Source organism: Pseudoalteromonas sp. J2K-J979, from assembly GCF_058169715.2.
This window is the reverse complement of the sequence record NZ_CM200281.1, coordinates 1,534,512-1,555,672: the sequence shown is the minus strand read 5'-3', so window position 1 is coordinate 1,555,672 and position 21,161 is coordinate 1,534,512. Positions and strand designations below refer to the sequence as shown.

General features: G+C 43.4%; 14 protein-coding genes. 3 read left to right on the top strand and 11 right to left on the bottom strand.

The genetic code is table 11. From position 1 onward, the window contains the following. Positions 1 to 16 precede the first annotated feature (16 nt). Complete coding sequence (gene aceK / locus AC3KVK_RS07160) at positions 17 to 1,747, top strand: bifunctional isocitrate dehydrogenase kinase/phosphatase (protein WP_490312090.1); 1,731 nt, start codon at positions 17 to 19, stop codon at positions 1,745 to 1,747. A 70-nt stretch (positions 1,748 to 1,817) separates the two neighbouring features. Next, entirely contained in the window at positions 1,818 to 2,759 is a 942-nt protein-coding gene (locus AC3KVK_RS07155) for a LysR family transcriptional regulator (RefSeq protein ID WP_490312091.1), read from the top strand. A gap of 106 nt (positions 2,760 to 2,865) precedes the next feature. On the opposite strand, the gene gap is transcribed toward AC3KVK_RS07155, so the two are convergent. The 5 genes from gap to glk all read right to left on the bottom strand — a co-directional run bounded on the left by gap (position 2,866) and on the right by glk (position 8,777). Further along, positions 2,866 to 3,873 (bottom strand): type I glyceraldehyde-3-phosphate dehydrogenase, encoded by a 1,008-nt coding sequence (gene gap, locus AC3KVK_RS07150; RefSeq protein WP_490312092.1) that lies wholly within the window; start codon positions 3,871 to 3,873, stop codon positions 2,866 to 2,868. A gap of 10 nt (positions 3,874 to 3,883) precedes the next feature. Continuing rightward, complete coding sequence (eda, locus tag AC3KVK_RS07145; protein ID WP_490312093.1) at positions 3,884 to 4,507, bottom strand: bifunctional 4-hydroxy-2-oxoglutarate aldolase/2-dehydro-3-deoxy-phosphogluconate aldolase; 624 nt, start codon at positions 4,505 to 4,507, stop codon at positions 3,884 to 3,886. Between the two features lie 29 nt (positions 4,508 to 4,536). Next, on the bottom strand, positions 4,537 to 6,402 hold the full coding sequence (edd, locus tag AC3KVK_RS07140; protein WP_490312094.1) for a phosphogluconate dehydratase: 1,866 nt from the start codon (positions 6,400 to 6,402) through the stop codon (positions 4,537 to 4,539). A gap of 324 nt (positions 6,403 to 6,726) precedes the next feature. After that, on the bottom strand, positions 6,727 to 7,746 hold the full coding sequence (locus AC3KVK_RS07135; RefSeq protein WP_490312095.1) for a LacI family DNA-binding transcriptional regulator: 1,020 nt from the start codon (positions 7,744 to 7,746) through the stop codon (positions 6,727 to 6,729). A gap of 47 nt (positions 7,747 to 7,793) precedes the next feature. Continuing rightward, on the bottom strand, positions 7,794 to 8,777 hold the full coding sequence (glk, locus tag AC3KVK_RS07130; RefSeq protein WP_490312096.1) for a glucokinase: 984 nt from the start codon (positions 8,775 to 8,777) through the stop codon (positions 7,794 to 7,796). A 295-nt stretch (positions 8,778 to 9,072) separates the two neighbouring features. On the opposite strand from glk, the gene AC3KVK_RS07125 reads away from it, so the two are divergent. Further along, the gene (locus tag AC3KVK_RS07125; protein ID WP_490312097.1) at positions 9,073 to 10,104 is read left to right on the top strand and encodes a LacI family DNA-binding transcriptional regulator; all 1,032 of its coding nucleotides are present in this window, start codon (positions 9,073 to 9,075) and stop codon (positions 10,102 to 10,104) included. A gap of 25 nt (positions 10,105 to 10,129) precedes the next feature. On the opposite strand, the gene AC3KVK_RS07120 is transcribed toward AC3KVK_RS07125, so the two are convergent. From AC3KVK_RS07120 to AC3KVK_RS07095, 6 genes are all read right to left on the bottom strand, one after another. Then, complete coding sequence (locus tag AC3KVK_RS07120; protein ID WP_490312098.1) at positions 10,130 to 11,656, bottom strand: hypothetical protein; 1,527 nt, start codon at positions 11,654 to 11,656, stop codon at positions 10,130 to 10,132. A 175-nt stretch (positions 11,657 to 11,831) separates the two neighbouring features. Beyond that, the gene (locus AC3KVK_RS07115; protein WP_490312099.1) at positions 11,832 to 14,249 is read right to left on the bottom strand and encodes a glucan 1,4-alpha-glucosidase; all 2,418 of its coding nucleotides are present in this window, start codon (positions 14,247 to 14,249) and stop codon (positions 11,832 to 11,834) included. Positions 14,250 to 14,261: 12 nt separating this feature from the next. Continuing rightward, positions 14,262 to 15,746: an MFS transporter gene (locus tag AC3KVK_RS07110; protein ID WP_490312100.1), complete on the bottom strand. Its 1,485-nt coding sequence runs from the start codon at positions 15,744 to 15,746 to the stop codon at positions 14,262 to 14,264. Further along, complete coding sequence (locus tag AC3KVK_RS07105; RefSeq protein WP_490312101.1) at positions 15,746 to 17,728, bottom strand: alpha-amylase family protein; 1,983 nt, start codon at positions 17,726 to 17,728, stop codon at positions 15,746 to 15,748. The genes AC3KVK_RS07110 and AC3KVK_RS07105 overlap by 1 nt, the downstream gene beginning before the upstream one ends. A gap of 84 nt (positions 17,729 to 17,812) precedes the next feature. Beyond that, positions 17,813 to 19,669 carry a glycoside hydrolase family 13 protein gene (locus AC3KVK_RS07100; protein WP_490312102.1) on the bottom strand — a complete coding sequence of 619 codons (1,857 nt, stop codon included), beginning with the start codon at positions 19,667 to 19,669 and terminating at the stop codon, positions 17,813 to 17,815. An 11-nt stretch (positions 19,670 to 19,680) separates the two neighbouring features. Next, positions 19,681 to 21,156 (bottom strand): tryptophan halogenase family protein, encoded by a 1,476-nt coding sequence (locus tag AC3KVK_RS07095; protein ID WP_490312103.1) that lies wholly within the window; start codon positions 21,154 to 21,156, stop codon positions 19,681 to 19,683. Positions 21,157 to 21,161: the final 5 nt, after the last annotated feature.

Here is a 21,161-nt window from a genome sequence, read left to right as displayed (position 1 = left end):
CTCAAAAGAGGCTTATATGCGAAGTGCCAGAAAAATCGCCCAAACAATTTTAAATGGCTACAAAAAGCATTATCAATTATTCCAACAAATTACCGCCACTGCGCCACAAGCATTTGCAAAGGCTGATTGGCAAGCCATTCAATCAGCCACGACTGCGCGGATCAGCTACTACGATTTGCGCGTTAATGAAACAATCGATACACTAAAGAGCGAGTTAGGAGAGCTTACGCTTGATTCGGCCCAGCCATTATTATGGCAAAATACCCGCAAGATTTATCATGAATTATTATTATTTCATCCACAACCTGAGTTAGCAGAATCCTTTTACAACTCTGTATTTTGTCGTTTATTCCACCGTAGTTATTTTAATAATGATTATATATTCGTGAAAACGACTCTTTCTGAACAACCGACTATTCCGTGTGCATCCGAATATCAAAGTTATTTCCCGGTAGTTGATGGCCTCAAGCAAACCATTCGGGACATCATTGCACAATTTAATTTTAATGTTCCGTTTGTTAACTTAGAACGTGATATTCGACTGCTGGTTAAAGCATTTTTGAAACAAGCTCCCAGTACTCACCATCACTCGCACCAAATGCGTTTTGATATCTTAAAAAAGCCATTTTATCGTAATAAAGCAGCTTATTTAATCGGCCGTGTTGTGTCGAAAAGTGGGATTCAGCCATTTATAGTGCCCGTTTTGCATCATTACAACCATGGTTTATACCTTGATGCCTTAATTACCCAATCAAGTCAAATGCGGGTTATTTTTGGTTTTGCACGTGCATATTTTATGGTCGAAACCGCCTCACCTTCTGCACTCGTACACTTTTTAAATGAATTAATGCCAAATAAAACCCCTGCGGAGCTCTACAGTGCGATCGGGTTTCACAAACAAGCTAAAACCCAATTTTATCGAGAACTGCTCGCGCAACTAAAACATACAGATCAGCAGTTTATTGCAGCTGCCGGCACCAAAGGCATGGTGATGACGGTGTTTACACTCCCAACCTTTCCTTATGTGTTTAAAGTGATCAAAGATAAATTTGGCTCAGGCAAACCTTTTGGACGCCAAACGGTGCTCGATCGTTATCAATTAGTCAAACGCCACGATAAAGTAGGCCGGATGGCCGACACCATCGAATACTCAAATGTGGCACTTCCGATTAATAAAATCAGTGATGAATTACTCACCGAACTAAAAAATACCGTTGCAGCATCTTTAGAGTTTGATGGTGATCTTCTTATCATTAAACATCTGTATATCGAACGACGCATGACCCCGCTCAATTTGTACTTAGAACATGCTAACGAGGCTCAAACCCGTGTCGTGATAGATGAATACGGTCAAGCGCTCAAAGAAATGATCGCGGTTAATATTTTCCCAGGTGACATGCTGCTGAAAAATTTTGGTGTGACCAGCCATCAGCGGGTTATTTTTTACGACTACGATGAAGTGCAATACTTAACTGATATGAACTTTAGATCTTTACCACAACCCAGTAATTATGATGATTATTTAATGGCAGAATCAAGTTACTCTGTTGCACCACAAGATGTGTTTCCTCAGCAACTGACAACATTTGTTACCACCAATGATACTGTGCGCACGTTGTTAAATACCCTTCATCCTGAATTAATGGATGTGAATTATTGGAAACAGGCGCAACAAAATATTAAAGCCAAAAAAATAGCCAATATTTGCCCTTATCCGAAACATTTACGATTTAAAAACAATTGGTAATTGCAACCTTCCAAAAGGCACCGTATTATCATTCATACAAAAAATAATTATAAAGTTAGGTATGTAATTAATGAATATTAGTAAAATTGACCTCAACTTACTTGTCTACCTTGATACTCTATTAAGAGAGTGCAATGTTACGCGTGCGGCTAATCAACTCAGTATCACGCAACCGGCAATGAGTAACGGTTTAAAACGCTTACGTAACTTACTGAATGATCCTATCTTAGTCCGTACTTCAGAAGGCATGGTGCCCACAGAGCGTGCTCGCGAACTGCAACCTGTGATTCGCGGTGTATTACTAACGCTTGAAGAAACTCTGCAGCCCAATCGCGATTTTGAACCCAGTCAAAGTAAACGCTGCTTTCGTATCATGGCCAGCGATTACGCTGCCAGCACTTTGGCACCTAAGTTATTATCTAAGTTACAGCTGCATGCACCCGATACCACCTTAGACATCATGACGCCCAGTGATGTTACTTTCCATGATGTTGAAAACGGTAAAGTCGACATGGCCATTAATCGATTTGAAAACCTACCACAATCGTTTCACCAAAAACGCATTTGGAAAGACAGCTTTTCGTGCTTAGTGAATGCGCATAACCCTATTATCGATCGCTTCAGCCTCGACGCCTATTTAAAAGCCCGCCATATTTGGGTGAGTAAAACAGGGTTTGGCGTGGGTGTCGGCATGGATCCAGAAGATGTCCAAAAACTAGGTTGGGTCGATGAAGCATTAGCGAATTTAGGCAAGCATCGCAATATCGCTTCGTTTACACGTAACTATCACGTTGCAATCCACCTCGCAAAAGAACAAAACTTAATTGCAACCTTGCCAAGTAAAGCGGCCAACATCTATCGAAATGATCCTGAACTAACAATTATCGACCCGCCATTTGCTATCCCACCATTTGAACTGGATATGATTTGGAGTCCATTACTACACCGCGATGCCAGCCATATTTGGCTACGCCAGCAAATTGCCGAAGTGGCGCAAGAGTTACAAGACTAACCTCACAGCATCTACCTGCCTTAAATCGAGTCAACCCATGACCAATGAAAAATAGACATAAAAAAAGGCCGATAAATTCGGCCTAAAAGTCACACACTAAAAACTATTAGCTCATTAATTTAGCTAAGGTATCAACTTGGTCTAACATGCGGTTTGAGAAACCCCATTCGTTATCATACCAAGCCATTACTTTCACTAATTTACCATCTACTTTGGTTTGCGTTGCATCAAAAATTGATGATGCAGGGTTGTGGTTGAAATCAATCGACACCAACGGTGATTCGTTATATTCCAAAATACCCGCCATCGCTCCTTCAGACACCGCTTTAATCGCAGCATTGACTTCTTCAGCAGTGGTATCGCGCTTAGCAATAAAAGTTAAATCGACTAACGACACATTAATAGTCGGTACACGCACAGCCATACCGTCTAATTTACCCGCTAATTCAGGAAGTACTAGACCCACCGCTTTTGCAGCACCCGTTTTAGTCGGGATCATCGATTGAGTTGCACTACGGGCACGGTATAAATCGCTGTGGTACACATCTGATAAATTTTGGTCATTCGTGTATGCATGAATGGTCGTCATGCTGCCTTGCTCAATACCAATGGCATCATTTAAGATTTTAGCTACAGGCGCTAAACAGTTTGTGGTACACGATGCATTTGAAATAATCACACTTTCTGGCGTCAGCACATCAGAGTTAACACCATGAACCACTGTTGCGTCCATATCAGTACCTGGAGCTGAAACAATGACTCGTTTTGCACCTGCAGTAATGTGTTTACCAGCCGTTTCACGCGATGTGAACAAACCTGTACATTCTAAAACGATATCCACTGCTAATTCTTTCCAAGGCAAGTCAGCTGGATCGCGCTCTTGTGTTAGCACAATGGTGTCATCAGCAACAACCATTGCGTTATCTGCTAGTGTGACAGGAAAATTGAAACGACCATGAACAGAATCATATTGTGTTAAATGCGCATTGACATTAGCTGGCGCTAAATCATTAATCGCGACAATTTTAATGTCTTTATTGCGGCCTGACTCATACAAAGCACGTAATACATTACGACCAATACGACCATAACCGTTAATAGCTACCTTAATCATCTCATTCCCCTTATCTATTCAATTCACACGCTTGACGCGCTAAGTTCTCAATTGCTGTCCAATCTTTATTGGCAATTAAGGTTTTATCTAACATCCATGTACCACCGACACAGACAACGTTTGGTAACGCTAAATAATTTGGCGCTGTTGCTAAACTGATCCCACCTGTTGGACAAAACTGAACTTGTGGTAAAGGACCATTAATGGATTTAAGCATGGCTGTGCCGCCCGCCGCTTCGGCCGGGAAGAATTTCAAAAATGAAAAACCATGTGATGCAAGCTTCATTACTTCACTTGGCGTCGCAGCGCCTGGTAAAAATGGAATATCTGAATCCGCAGCCAGTGCTAATAATTCATCATTCACCCCTGGGCTGACCATAAAATCTGCACCTGCATCTACGGATGCTTGGAAAGTTTCGCGGTTAATAACTGTTCCCGTACCAACGTAGGCATCAGGTAACGCCGCTTTCATTAATTTCACCGCTTGCGCAGCAACTGGCGTTCTCAGTGTAATTTCTAATGCACGTAAGCCACCATTATAAAGCGCTTGTGCCAAAGGAACTGCATCGTCAATGTCATCAATGACAACCACTGGAACGACGGGAGCCGAACGTAAAATCTTTTCAATACTCATTGTTATTATCCTTATTTGATTGCGCGTGGTTATTCTGAATCTGGGTAAATTAAACCAAATGCACTGGCACCTAGATCAGCACTACTGACTGTATTTCTAAAGCCGGCAAACAATTCACGGCCTGTACCAAATGTATTCGTTTGAACACTTATTTCTACTTCACGCGCCGCTAACTCGGCTTCTTCAACATGCAGCACTAACGAACCTGCTGGGGCGTCTAAGGTAATTAAGTCACCTTCACGGATTTTACCAATCACACCACCTTCAATGGCTTCAGGCGCAAGGTGAATTGCGGCAGGTACTTTACCTGATGCGCCTGACATACGGCCATCAGTCACTATGGCCACTTTAAAACCTTTATCTTGTTGCGAGGCCATGATAGGTGTGAGTTTATGCAGTTCTGGCATGCCTTTCGCTTTAGGACCTTGCTCTTTAATTACAGCAATAAAATCAGTTTCAAGTTCACCACGAGAAAACGCATCTTGTAAGCCCGCTTGTGAATTAAATACTTTTGCTGGTGCAGTCACAACTTGGTGCTCTTTAGCAACAGCAGACACTTTTATTACCGCATGACCTAAGTTACCGGTTAACAGCTGTAGACCACCTTGCGGGCTAAATGCATCGGAAATTGGGCGAAGTACTTCTTGATCAAGCGATTGTTCAGGACATGCAACCCATTTCACTTTTGCTGGGCCCGTTTGGGTGCTCATGATTAAATTGCTGTCGTTTGCAATCATTGGCTCTGTGGTATAAGGGTCTAACCCGTCACCAACAATGGTTTTCACATCATCGTGTAAAAAGCCAGCACTACGTAATTCACGCATTAAGAAACCCATCCCGCCTGCCGCTTGGAAGTGATTCACATCGGCATGACCATTTGGATAAATACGGGCTAAAAGAGGCACGACTTCAGATAAATCTGACATGTCCTTCCACGTTAGGATCACGCCTGCAGCTTTTGCAATCGCAACCAGGTGAATTGCATGGTTGGTCGACCCCCCTGTGGCAAGGAGGCCAACCAAACCATTAATAATGGTTTTTTCTGACACCACATCTGCTAAACAATTTGCATTTTTAGTGTCGATAAGCTGCTTCAGCATTTCTTCAACAGCATGGGCCGTCAACCCATCACGCAATTCTGTATATGGGTTAACAAATGAGCTACCTGGTAAATGTAGACCCATGATTTCCATCAGCATTTGGTTACTGTTTGCCGTACCATAAAAAGTACAAGTCCCCGCGCTATGATAAGAAGCGCTTTCAGCTTCTAACAATTCTTCACGTCCTACTTTACCTTGTGCAAACTGCTGACGGACACGGGCTTTTTCTTTATTTGGTAAACCTGACTGCATCGGACCTGCTGGTAAAAACATCGTAGGGAGGTGTCCAAACGATAACGCACCGATTAAAAGCCCCGGGACAATTTTGTCACATACACCTAAGCAAAATACGCCATCAAACACATCATGGGATAGAGAAACCGCAGTTGACATCGCAATCACGTCACGTGAAAACAACGATAATTCCATGCCATCGCGACCCTGAGTGACGCCATCACACATTGCTGGCACACCACCCGCAACTTGCGCGGTTGAGTTATGTTTTTTCGCGATGTCTTTAATTAAATCTGGATAATCTTTGTAAGGCACATGCGCAGATAACATGTCATTGTAAGAATTAATAATGGCGAGATTGGGTTGTTCGTCTGCTTTTAATAATGATTTTTCATCTGAGCTACACGCTGCCATCACGTGCGCTAAATTACCACATCCTAAACCAGCTCTGACACGTGTTTGAGATTTGGCATGGTTAATCCGAGCCATGTAGGCGTCACGAGTCGCTTTGCTTCGGTTGATTACACGTTCAGTGACTTCTTGAATACGAGGATGCAGCATAAAATTCAACTCTTTTTTGATAGTGGATAAAAGGCTCAGTACTAAACTCACCCGACTCCAGGGCGAGTCACAGTACTGAGCGCATTTTGATTTACCCGTTCAAAGGTGCGGTATTAGGTTATGTCTCTCACAATCACAACCTGACACCGGTGTCACTGTATTAACTCATGTTTGTGACACCGGTGTCAACCTTCAAAACTAAAATTAGTTTATCTTTTTAATAATAGCGAGTTTAAATTCAAAGCTTCACAGAATTGTCATTGAGCAGACATAAAAAAACGCCCAATAAAGGCGTTTTTAATATACTGAATTTAAATGAAATAATTACTTTGCGATGTAAGGACCGGTAGATTCTCGGGTGATTAAGGTCGCAGGTAAGTTTTCTTTGTAAATGCCGCCATCAGGCTGTTTAATTTGTTCGATTAACTTAGTCACAGCGATGTGTGTCATCTGCTCAACAGGCTGAGCAATGGTGGTTAAGCCAGGCCAAATATGTCGTGCAATCGGTGCATTATCAAAACCCGCAATCGATAGATCATGGGGCACGGCTAATTTTAACTGCGACGCAACTTTTAATACAGCCGCTGCCATGTAATCATTCGATGCAAACACAGCTGACGGTCTTGGAGATAAATTTAAAATGCGCCGAGCACTGTCTTCCCCTGAGTGATAACTGAAATTACCTTCATCAACTAAGCGGTCCGAAAAAGCAATGCCACTTTCTGCTAATGCTTGTTTATACCCTAAAAAACGCTGTTCTGTTGCACTGTGATCAGGGTGCCCTTTAATAAAGGCAATGTCACGATGCCCTAAGGAGATCAACAACTTGGTAATTTCATAAGCTGCAAAGCCGTCATTGCTACCAATAGAGATAGAATCATCATCTAATAACACTGAAGCAACCCGTGAATACGGCACATTTTTAGCTTTTAGAAAATCCACTAAAGGTTTTTGATCTGAAAAAGGCGGCGTCAATACAATGCCATCAAGCTGCGAGGTGTGCAGCAATGTCTCAATATTATCGAGTAAGGCTTGGCCCCGGTGCTCACAAGGATGGATCAATAGATGGTATTGCTGCTCTTGGCATGCCTTGAGCGCGCCCGTTTGAACACGTGTTATATAACTTTTACTTGGATTATCGTATAGGCAACCAATAATAAAGCTACGATTATTGGCCAAGCCTCTTGCGATAGGATTGGGTTTATAATCGAGTTCTTTAAACGCCGCCAACACTTTTTCACGAGTTGCATCACTAACGTTTACTTCGTTATTCAACACACGTGACACGGTTTTTTTTGATACACCAGCGTGCTTGGCAACACTATTGATCGTGATTTTTTCCATTTCAACTCTCATTAATAAATACCCTTAACAGGCATTTATTACTTAATTTATTGCGCGATTAAACTCGCTGCCGCTCCAATAAATGGAATATTATTTTGGGTTACTAAAGTAACCGGAATATCTGCCACGTAATGGCTCATAATACCTTTATTCGCAAACCGCTCAGAAAACTGGCTGCGTAACAACACATCTTGCATTCGTGGCAAAATACCGCCACCAATAAACACCCCACCTCGCGCACCAAACGTGAGTGCTAAATCACCCGCTACACTCCCCATCCAATCACAAAATTGCTCAAGGGTTTGGATGCATACTTCACATTCACCAGACAGCGCTAACTGAGAAATCTGAGCAGCTGAATAGTCCTCAACGGGCTGTTGATTCACAGTGGCAACCGCGCGATATAAGCGCTCTAATCCGGAGCCTGAAAAAACAGTTTCAACCGAAACATGAGGTGCTTCTTGGGCAATAACACTGATCAATTTACGTTCAAACTCATTCACTGCAGCAAGTGTAATATGCCCCGCTTCACAGCTCAGCACACTTTGCTGGCGATCATTAAACACCAATGCTGCTGCACCAAAACCGGTACCAGGTCCCATTACCGCAATATTGCTATAAGATTCTGCCGTACCGTGTTTGATTGGGAGATTTTCATCCGCTTTTAAATAAGGCGCTGCATACGCAAAGGCGGCAAAATCATTAATGACTTTTAGCTCTTGAAAATTAAACTCAGCTTTTAATGCATCTAAAGTAAAGCGCCAGCCTAAATTTGTTAAGTTAACCTCTTGGCTTTTCATTGGTCCTGCAACGGCAAGTGCTGCTCGTGTAGGTTGTGAGAAGGGTAAAGTCTTAATATACGCAGATAACACCGACTCAAGAGACGAGTACTCAGCACTGACAAAAGTGTGGGCATGGGTGATAGTAAATTGCAATGATGCGCTATCAAAATCAGTGACCAAAGCAAAGCGTGCATTGGTTCCGCCTACATCTGCGACAATAATCGGTTGAAATTTAGTGACACTGTTCATCGTGTTTCTCTCACTTTTTCTGCCAAAGGCTTTTTATATCGAATTGAAACTTACCCATCAAATCACCCTGACACTAGTCATTGAATTCCGATTTGTGTTACCTTCTTCTCGCTACAAAAAGAAGCGTACTAATCGTGAATTTTTGATAAATATACGAATTGACAACAATACGATAAAACTGCCACATTATGACACCGGTGTCAGGTGAATTTCAATAAATAACTGCCAATTCATTCATATATTATACAAAAATCAGCTTATTTGCTGATGAGTCCATTTTGGTTTGGGATGTAAGATGAAAGGTAAAGCCACGTCTTTTGATATTGCTCACTACGCAGGCGTATCGCAGTCAACTGTTTCACGCGCGCTGAGAAACAGCCCGCTCGTTAATGAAGAAACGCGTAAAAAAGTGCATGAAATTGCCAAGCAACTGAATTATAAAGTCGATAAAAATGCCAGTAATTTACGCACCCAACAAAGCAGCACGTTGGCCTTATTATTGTTTGAAGATCCCACTGCGGATGATTCCCAGATAAACCCATTCTTTTTAGCTATGCTCGGTAGCATCACCCGTGCGTGTGCTCGAGCGGGATATGATTTACTGGTCTCATTCCAACAAGCGAGCCAAGATTGGCATGCTGATTATGAAGACAGTCACCGTGCCGATGGTTTGATTTTACTTGGTTATGGTGATTTTATCGATTACCAAGAAAAACTCGATAAGCTAATGGCCAACCAAACTAAATTTGTCTGTTGGGGCGCGCAAGTCCCTAACCGCCCAGATCTTTCATTACGATGCGATAACTATTTAGGTGGGCGTTTAGCTGGAGAACATTTACTAACACAACAACGTCGTCAATTTGCCTTTATTGGCGATGCTTCTGAACACAGCCCTGAGTTTAATGAACGATTTAACGGGTTTAAAGATGTCCTAGCCGAACACAATTGCTTAATCGACACTCGTAAAATTGCCAATGCCATCTCAACAGAGAGCTCAGGCTACCATGCAACCCATTCATTAATCAGTAATAAAATTCAATTTGATGCTTTATTTGCTGCAAGTGACTTAATTGCGATTGGGGCTATTCGGGCACTCAAAGAAGCTGGATTGTCAGTACCTGAAGATGTTTCGGTGATAGGATTTGATGATATTCCTGTAGCCAGCTTTGTAAACCCTCCCCTCACCACAATTTCACAAAGTACATCAAAAGCAGGTGAAATGCTGGTCGAGAATTTATTAAAATTGATAGCCGGTCAAGCCGTGGTCCACGATATTCTTACTCCAGAGTTAGTGGTTAGACACTCAACCAGCGCACTCACAGACTGAATGATTAGAAAGGGGTGGTTTGGCCTTAAATAGAATATGGCAATAAACTGATTTGTTTGTCTATTTCCTGTTCAAGTGCTGTTAAGTCACCTAACAGAAAGCTCCCTTGACGGATCAGTAATGATTGATAATCCAACACCAATGTTGCCGTTGGGACATCCAGAGCTGCAGTGCGAAGCTCAGAATCACGGATGAGCCGCAGCGCATGGGCAAACAAATTTCGATCGACTATTTCGATTGGTTGGCTCAGGAGTTCCAACGCCGAGATAATGTGTGCCTCTTGCTGGTGTAACCACATTGGGGTGCTTTGCAGTTGCTCTGAAACTCTGTGCAACATCTGTTGATTTAATTCATAAAATGGGGTCAACTCACCTTGTCCAACGTAGGCTTTTTGCAAAAAAGTCCCCAGCTCTGGTGTTAAAACAGCAAGGCCACGGCCCTCTATCAGTTCAATCAGTCCTTGCCAATCATCCATTTGGTGTAAAATCGATGCATGGCGACTTGTCAGCCATTGCTCAGAAAACATCCCTAAATCCGCGGCGTTATTTAAGAGGTTTAATGCATCGTTTAATCGAGCTTCATCTTGCGCAATATAAATAGCGGTCGCTAAAGAAGTCGGAGACAGTACTTTTTGATCAGACATCAACGCAACAGAATGTTTAAGCTCAGAAAATAAACTTGGGTCGCGTGTTTCTTTATGCAAATTTATCGCAGATTCAAATTGAGTTTTACTTGCACTTAAATCAAAAACCACTTTATTAGACAAAGCGAAAAGGTCCGCATTATCTGCAACCCGTTTATCATTTACAACAACCGATTGAGTCTCATTTGTCATGACTTGGCTCATCACAGGCTGAGCGTGTAAAGACACATCGACAGGGTGTGGATGTTGCTTAAAGGCATTCAAGTAACCTAATCCAAGCAAGCCAAGTGCAAACCCTTTAGCAAATCGGCTTTCAAATAACCCTTTAATGAATGTTCGCATCGCCTGCCAAGCAGGAAAACCAAAGTGAGCTGTATCGATTTTGTCATTAACTTCCCGAGCTGCAAGCACCGTTGTATGGCCTGCCTCTTCGGATTTGTTAACAAGTTCGGCTTCCATAAGCGCGGGTTGTTCAACGGTTGCCAAGACACATTGCTCATCGAGATAAATCACAATATCATCCGGCACAAAGCTCACCTGAACCTCACCATCTTTTTTACGATCACTGTGCGTTGCTAATGCTGTTTCTGCCTCGTGTTGGCTCAACACCTGTTGGACTTTTTGGTTAAAGCGCGACAAGTGTTTGTTAATTCGTTGATGAGTTTTTGGTGGGGTTTCGTCGGGATAGACAGCTTCGAATAACAGATCTTTATAAATAAAGCCATCACTGTAGCATGCATCTTCATTTAGCAGGCTTTGGGCTTTAATCGTTGCGAGTTGATAGATAGTTTGAAAATAAACCGGCGTCGCATCTGCTTGATCATTGAGCAGCAGCGTACGTCCGCAAGCTAAACGGATATGAATTGTTATATGTAACGGTCTTTCTTTAACACGAAAAATAAACTGCACAGATGTAAACCCAACACCCTGAAACGATTAACCGAGCTATTAAAGCACAACACGCAAACAGTATGAACCTTTTTGAGTAACAATCTGATACTTTTAATCACATTCTCTGCAGGGCGTTTGCATGTGCAATCAGCAAACTGACCAAGCGATTGATCAGTTTGCTGATGAGTTGCAGCTACTGTTTCAAGGTACTAGACACAATCGGGTAGTGATCCCACACTTGCTGATCATGTAATGAACGTACGAGTTTAATGTATTCAGCATGCGTCCAAGCTAATGGTGTCGCGGAGTTAGTTCCTTCACCAAATAGGTATCCCTGTGGATTCACCCCCACGTTATCCCACACCTGCTCAGGGAGCATCATGCCTTGATTGGCAAATAGTTCCATCGCTTTTACATAGGTATTTTTTAATGCTTTAATTTTTTGTTGAGCAACAGGCTGACCATCGGAATCTCTGCTAGCACGAGCAAGCTCATAATGTCCACGTTCACCAGTAAAAAACGGCCAAACTCGGCCCCGTTGGCCTGGGGTATTGTCACCGAGTTCTGCATAGTTAGTACCCGTGACTTCATCTTCGCCGTAGCCATCATTTCCATAGCGTCGCCAACCAGGAAAGCGCCCAGCAACACCATCAAATGTAAAGCTGTATTTAACCCGTAAGTTCTCAGGTAACGTTTCATCGTCATATTCTGCCAGACTAGCTTGAATATGCTGATCATCGACCGCTCTGACGCCATAACGAACTAACTCTAAAAATCCGCCATCTAAAATAAGGCTTTTCGCCATGCCCTCACGGCCATTATTACTGGCTAATGTTGTCTGGCTGTTGGCATCGTTATCTTGGCTTATACGGATATAATAATGGCCATCACTGCCTGGTAATTGACCTTTAGAGGTCACCATTTGTTGCTCAATCTCGGATGAGTAACGAAGGGCAGTATTGAGATATACAGTCGCAGATTCAGTATCGCCAGCTAGCTTTGCAATGTCAGCGGCGGTGATAAGACCTGCAACAACAGCAGCGGTGGTTGAAGGTGAATAACCGGCTTGCTCTTCCCAACGCTCTTGCTGTGTCAATGGTGGGTTGATCTGTGTGTCATTCCAAAGGATTTTTGCGCGTCCACCGTGCACTAAAAAATCAGCGGCCGGCTTGAGCATTTTTTGATACCAGTTCACCAATTCAGAATCAGTCAATGTCTTGGCTTGCCAAAGTTTCCAGGCCAGCATAATCGGCATCGCTGTTTGGTCTAACTGCACTCCAACCCACTCAAGCTCACCATCAACATGGGTTTTTTGTAAAAACCAGCCGGTATCACCGCCATTTCCTGGTGTATTTGCATTCACTTGCACTTTTTCTAAATAATTAAACGCTGTTTTTGCACTTTGAGTATCCCCTATAGCCAACAGGGCCATCGCCACTTGATAAAAGTCTCGCACCCACACAGCTTTGTATCCTGTATGCCCTTCAACAGCTTTGACAGTGTCTCCCCACGGATTCGATAAAGAAGCAATCAATGCACCTGCGTGGGTTTTGTCTTCTTGGGCTTTGAGCACCAAGGCACTGGTGTATAATAATTTACCTTCATCGGTGGTGCTGGCTGAAAGCGCAGCTAATTGCGGTAAACTAGTTAAATAGTCTTGCCAGCCAATTTGCTCACCTTCACCATTGTAATGAGCCAAAACCTCATCATAACCACGCGCTTGGCTCTGGTTGGCTTGTTGCAAACTCTCCGCTTCGCTTTTTCCAAAACTTAACTGCAAATCAAATGTTTTGCCCTGAGCTGTGTGCTGATCTATGTGGCCTAACTTAGCAAAAAACGACACATTACCTGGTTGTTCACCCGTGTCTTGATAGGCAATCAGGGCTTGTTTAGCCTGTAATTGACTCAAGCCATCAGACTCACCTGTAAACCCGACCATTGCTTGTTCAAAGCCGGTGCTTGATTTAAGTGTTAGGTAGTTATCCTGATCCCAGGCAACCAGTGCTCCATCGACTACTTTAGCGCTATCGCCAATGCCATTATTGTTCACATATGGATTGACACTCACAAAGGCTTCAATTTCACCTTGTAAGCTCACCACTTGATGGCGGACAAACAAAGTTTGCCCATCAGGATCGGTAAAGACATGTTTAACAATTTTAAAACGACCAAGCTTATCTGTATTAGTGATTTTATACGCCAAAGACTGCGGTCGCCCGCTTGCATCTGTATCTAAATATTCGATCACACTCTGGGTATCATCACGCTCAGTGGCGACATAGTCAGCCCCTTTAATCACCAATTGCATCTCTTTAATCTGCGCTTGATGGATTAAGCCAAACATGGTTTCGGTGATGATCCCTTGTGCAATACTGAACCACACTTTAGACACCGCCCCTGTTGGTGCGTCATTACTATACTGTAATTGCTGATATTGCTCATACGAGGTGCCGATCCCCGTTTTCCCCGAATAGGCCCAATAAGGTGTCTCACCCGGTGCACCTGGTGCACTGCCTGCCAATTTGGCTGGTGCCGTTGATGTAGCCGGCTGCTGGCAACCTACTAAGGTTGCACTCAAAATAGCCAGCGCTAAAGTCGATTTAATAGTCATACACATCACTTATTATTGTTGTTTTACACGCAGCATACACACTGCGGCAATTAAGAAAGACACGCCGCCTAAAATCAGCGCATAAATCGCTTCACCTGCGAACAGTTGCTTCACTAATACCCCCAGTACACTGGCGGCTAGTAGTTGTGGAATGACAATAAAGAAATTAAAAATCCCCATATACACCCCCATTTTGTCACTGGGCACTGCGCTGCTTAATAATGCATAAGGCAAAGACAAAATTGAGGCCCATGCAAAGCCAATTCCAACCATAGACGCCAGCAGCCACTTGGGATCATCAATCACTAAAAACGATGCTAAGCCCAGTGCACCAAGGCCAAGATTGATCATATGGGATACCTTAATGCCAAGTTTTTTAACCATGATTGGAATCACAAACGCCGCCAGTGCAGCAAAGCCGTTATACGCGGCAAAGAGTATTCCAACCCAATCTGCACCTTGGTTGTACAAACTGGTTAATGGATCACTCGAACCATAATGATGAGCCGTCACCGCAGAGGTGGTATAAATCCACATTGCAAACAAAGCAAACCAACTAAAAAATTGCACCCAGGCTAGTTGTTTCATCGCCTCTGGCATGGTAAATAAATCAGCCATCACCTGATAAAAGCCATTATTGGTGCGCTTTGTTTGCTGTTGCCAATTCGACAAACATTGCATTAGAGTAAAAGCAGCGAGACCTAAACCAGCTAAATAGAGCTCTTTTTCGAGAGAAAATACATACACACTCGCTAAAATTGTTGCAGCTATGGCGCTGTTTAAAAGCACACCATGAGTAAAAACAATACGGCTGTCATCACGTTCAGCCTGCTGTGTTAATGTGGCTTGCTCAAAGCGCGCGAGCTCTTCGGGGCTGTATTCGCGGGTAGTGAGTATCGTCCAACCCACAGCAACGAACAGCACCGCTGCACCAAAGTAAAACGAATATTTGACCGAATCTGGGATCTGTCCTTCTGGTGCCACATTACTGATTTCAAACCAGTTCGCCATCATCCAAGGCAGAGCAGACGCCACCACGGCCCCAATCCCAATAAAAAAGCTTTGCATGGCAAACCCTGTTGCACGTTGTTTATTAGGTAAATTGTCGCCCACTAAGGCCCGAAATGGTTCCATTGTGACATTGATTGATGCATCCATAATCCACAGCATGCCTGCGGCAATCCATAAAGTAGGTGAATTAGGCATCACCACGAGCGCAAGGGTCGTCATCACCGCCCCCCATAAAAAATATGGACGTCTTCGCCCTAACTTCCCCCAAGTTTTATCACTCATGTAACCGACAATTGGTTGCACGATTAGCCCAGTCAGTGGCGCTGCGATCCATAAAATGGGAATGTCATCAATCGATGCACCTAAGGTTTGAAAAATACGTGAAACATTGCCGTTTTGCAGTGCAAAACCAAACTGGATCCCTAAAAATCCAAAACACATGTTCCAAATTTGCCAAAATGACAAGGTCGGTTTTTGCTCTGTCATTACTGCGCCTTCTTATTGTTTTGTTGTGTTGAAAGTGTCACTGCCCGCGCTGTCGTTAAAATAACGCTTTGCAAAGGAGCTAAATTCAAATTGAGTGTAGCGCGGCCTTGTTCAATCAAAAGTTGATAAGTCGCTGATGACTCCGGATTTAATCGATCATACAAAGTATATCGCCCATCTGGCCACTGCCAGATCGTCGCTAAATGATTTTGTTGGTGAAAAAATAGCGAAGAATTATCTACCGTCGAAAAGTTACTCACCACCAGCGCCACGTCATGTTCGGTAAACCGTGTAAAAGCCACAATGTTATCTAAATTTGCTTGAGCAGGGGTATCGAGCATTTCATTAATCGGCAAATACACTCCTGATGTAAAGACTTCTAAAGCAGATAAAGGCAACAGCGCTCGATAAAATCCCAGCAACTGCCGCTCGCGTTCAGTCAGTTGGCCACCATCAAACGCACCATTATTCATAAAGCGTTGATGCGCAGGGACGCCGATATAATCAAATATACTAGTGCGACTCGGTTGGCCAAACCCGGCTTGTTCAGCCCCCGGCTCTCCGACTTCTTGGCCAAAATAAAGCATCGTCGGCGCTTGCCCCATCAAGGTCGATACCACCATAGCGGGTTTGCCTATATCGGCATTGCCTACAAATTCAGGACTTGCGATACGTTGTTCGTCATGATTTTCTAAAAAGTGCAACATGTGCGGCTCTATATCTGCCACTTGTTCAAACACATCAAATAAAGTCTGACTTGTTTGTTTGCCTTGCATCAATCCTTTCAACGTGTCGTAAAAACCCACTTTATCGTACAAATAGTCCATTTTACCGAGCTGAATATATGGGCGATATAACTCAGGGTTATAGACCTCAGCTAGAATAAATGCTTCGGGGTTTTTCATCTTAATCGCTGAATTTAAAAAGCTCCAAAATTCCACTGGCACCATTTCGGCCATATCATAGCGAAAGCCATCGACACCTTTATCGAGCCAGTAATAGGCAATATCACGAAATTTATACCAAGAATCGGGGAGATCTGTCTGCGTTGCCCAAAATTGGGCATGCATGCGAACATCCTGCTCTGCAAGTTCAGCTGGTAAACGAGGAAAGTCATAACGGCCATCTGGGCGCACACCGTAATTCACTTTGACAGTTTCGTACCAATCATGAAAATGCGGTTGCGCCAACCGAGAGCCATTTCCTGTCCATTTGGCTGGAAACTCGTCGAATTTTCCATCCGCTAACGGATGCGGTTCGCCACCCAAAGGCTGATACCCTTCTAAAGAGTTTGGCACCTTAAATTTTTCGCCCACCACATAATAAAAATTATTGTGCTTTGCATATTCAACAGATGTGTCATCGTGCTGGCCAAAGTCACTGATCCCATCTGGTTTAGATAAAGACTGATAATTTCGCGCCACATGATTAGGCACAATATCTATCACCACTTTCATCTCATGCTGATGAGTACGTGCAATCAAATTCTCAAATTCAGCTAAACGATTGGCTGGGTGACGGGCTAAATCAGGGTTGACGTTATAGTAGTCTTTTATCGCATACGGCGAGCCTGCTCGGCCTTTTACGACATCTGGATCATCTAAACTCAGACCAAATTGGCTATAATCGGCAATCACATCGTGGTGTAACACACCTGTGTACCACACGTGAGTCACTCCCAATTGCTTAATTGCGCTCAGCGCTTGTGCATTGATATCGTCAAACTTCCCCACACCATTTTCTGCAACTGTTCCCCATGCGATATTGTTTGTATTTTTATTGCCATATAAACGAGTGAACATTTGATACACTACAGGCTTAGTTTGAGAGGTCGATACGCTATCGTTTCTTTGAGAGGCTATCAAAGCCGTTTCTGTATCGACGAAATAGCAACTTTGGAGCATGCCCACGCCACACAGCAAACCAAAATACTTAATTGGCCGTTCCAGTATTGAATAGCTGAGATGAGTTAAAATATTCATATTATTTATTCTTCGCTTCCACATAAAAAAATACTAAAGCGAACGCTGGCAAAGAGATAGCACTTGCATACGTATTCACCCTATTCATCGGCTTAATTCATACATAGTAAAGCTTTGCGCAGGCAACGATAGTTGCTCGGGTATTGGCTGATTTTTCACAGCTTGAAGCGGTGTCTGATACCAGTTAAAACCATTTAATCGCTCAGTAAAGCGCTCAAGTGTCAGTACAGTATTTTCAACGTTACGATTTAGTACCATCATCACTGATTGCGTTTCTGAATACCTAAAATAAACATACACTCCTTGTTCTGGGCTAAAATGCATTAATTTCCCCGCGGCAAACAAGGGTTGTTGTTTACGGTAGTTGAGTAATTTTTTTAACCAATTTTGCATCGCCAACTGCTCAGGCCGTAATCCTTGACCTGTAAATCCATTTGCCATTTGAGTGCCAAACCCACCAGGAAAATCAACACGGATCACCCCATGGGCATCTGAATCGTTATTGTGCGCTAAAATTTCTGAACCATAATACAATTGTGGGATCCCACGTGTAGTAAGCAGCAAACCTAAGGCCATTTTTGTTTTGGCGATATCATTATAAAGCTCTGTAAACACACGGCTCATATCATGGTTATCTGCAAACACCAGTACCTTGTTTGGATCAGCATATAAAAAGTCGTTCGCCAGCGATTGATAAATTTTTATCAGCCCAGTATCCCAACTTTCTGGCTCGTTTAGCCCCGACACCACCGCTTGTTGCAACGAAAAATCCATCACACTGGGTAACGCTGAGGTATAACCATCATGATTGATTTTTCCTGCTTGCCAATATGCGGCTGTTGCGGTGTTGGTTGTCCATTCTTCCCCCACAATATTAAACTGTGGATATTCACTCATAATACGCTCAGTCCACTTGGCCAAAAACTGTTGATCTGAATACGAATAAGTATCGACACGTATGCCAGATAAATCGGCAAATTCAATCCACCACAGGGCATTTTGAATCAAATAAGTAGCTAAAATCGGCTGGCGCTGGTTAAGGTCTGGCATGGTTGGCACAAACCATCCATCACTAAACTGTCGCTTATCTGCTTGACTTGCATACGGATCTTGAATGGTTTGACGGGCATGACTGGTGCCACTGAAGGTGCCAGCAAAATTAATCCAGTCACTGGTAGGTGGGTTCTTCATCCACCAATGCTCTGAACCACTGTGATTAAGCACCATGTCCATAATCAATCCCACGCCTTTTTGTTTGGCCTGCTGTGACAATTGCTGATACACAGTGTTGTCGCCCATCCGCGCGTCAATTTGATAAAAGTCAGTTATCGCATAGCCATGGTACGAGTAATCGGGTTGATTATTTTCAAGTGCTGGCGTCAACCAAAGCTGTGTGATTCCCAAATCAGCTAAATAATCAAGCTGATTAATAATCCCTTTTAAATCTCCGCCATGGCGACCATCTGGATGAGTTGGGTTAGCCTTTTCAGTTAAAGCAGCCACTGAGTCGTTGCGCTTGTCGCCATTGGCAAACCGATCAGGATTAATCAAATACACCACATCACCCGTCGAAAAACCGCGTCGCATGGCACTGCCTTTCGTTCGGGCTGCGAATGCGTAATTAATCGTTTGCTGTTTGCCATTGGCAAAATGCACAGTCAAGGTGATTTCACCCGGTTGTGCACTGGGCTCAATCAACAGATCAATCGTGGCATACAAACTATTCTCAAGCACTGTGTATTGCGTCAGCTTAACACCCGCATATTCTGATAAGCTCAGCTCTGTACCTTTGAAGTCGGAGCCTCGAAGTAACAGTTGTAGTTCGTTTGACTTCATACCAACCCACCAAGAAGGCGGTTCAACCACTATCTCAGTCGACGCTTGTACGCAAACACTGGGAAGGCTGAGAATAAACAGACCCAGCAACAAAAAAAATTTCATAAAATACTCGTTTATAAAGACGCTAAAAATTCATCGTGAGTGGGCCACTGTGTTACTTGCCTATCGGTCAGTGTTCTCAGGTTTTTCATGAATTCGAGTACTTGCTCTGTAGATAATCCACCAGCAACCGGGTGGTAATCGTTTGGTCGCAGGTTTTGCCCAATCATTACCTGTTGCCAAGCAATTTCGGTAAACAACTCATCTTGTTCACGAAATACACGGCCAGTATCAGCAAACAGATCCATCTTTGCTTTCAAGGTGTCGGGAATATCCATATTTCGGCACCGTTGCCAAAATGGACTGTCGGTTTTTTGATTTAATGTGTAATGTAAAATAATAAAATCACGCATCCGATCAGACTCCACCCGTGATTGGCGATTAAACTCTGCCACCATAGATTCATCCATCCCTTGGTGAGGAAATAACTTGATCAAACGGATCGCAGCTGTTTGGATTAAGTGAATATTGGTTGATTCTAAAGGCTCAAAAAAACCACTCGATAAACCGATTGCCACCACATTTTTATGCCATTGTTTACGCCGTACCCCTGTTTTGAACTTAATCACTTTAGGCTCAGCGAGTGCTGGGCCATCAAGATTGCTTAATAAGGTCTCAATTGCTTGATCATCGCTCATATACTGGCTGCAATAAACCAAACCATTGCCTGTACGATGTTGTAAAGGGATCCGCCATTGCCAACCCGCTTGATGCGCCGTAGAGCGCGTATAAGGAATAATCGGCAATACACCTTCACTCGGTACCGCGACGGCCCGATCGCACGGTAACCAATGTGAGTAATCAATAAACCCTGTATTAAGGGTTTGTTCAATCAGCAATGCCTTTAATCCCGTGCAATCAATAAACAAATCGCCGTCGATCCGCTCACCAGAATCCAATTGCACTGACAAAATATTGCCACTGTCACCATCAACCTGCACGTCTGCAACCACACCTTCGATACGTGTCACCCCTTGTTGCTGACTTAAACGGCTTAACAATTTGGCATACAAACCGGCATCGAAATGGTAGGCATATTCTAACCCGCCTTGCCCTGCTGGGGGTTTAGCAAACTTATTCTGTTTCGCAGCTTGATAGTTCAGTGAATAACGCCAGAAATCTGCGCTATCACCGAGCTGTTGAGACCGTAACCACGTATGATGAAAATCGCAAAATGGGAGATTTTTGCCAATCCCACCAAATGCATGCATGTAACTGTCACCGTGTTGGCCCCAGTTATCAAATTCTATCCCAAGTTTTATGGTGCCGTTTGTTTCGTTTAAAAAGGTTTTTTCACTGATCCCAAGGGCATTATTTAAATGGATAATCGGTGGGATCGTCGCTTCGCCCACACCAATAATGCCAATTTTATCCGATTCAATTAAGGTGAGATTTAATGTATGACCCAGTATTTTACTCAGTAGCGCAGCGGTAATCCAACCACTGGTTCCGCCACCTACAACCACCACATTTTGCACTCTTTTATCCATAATAC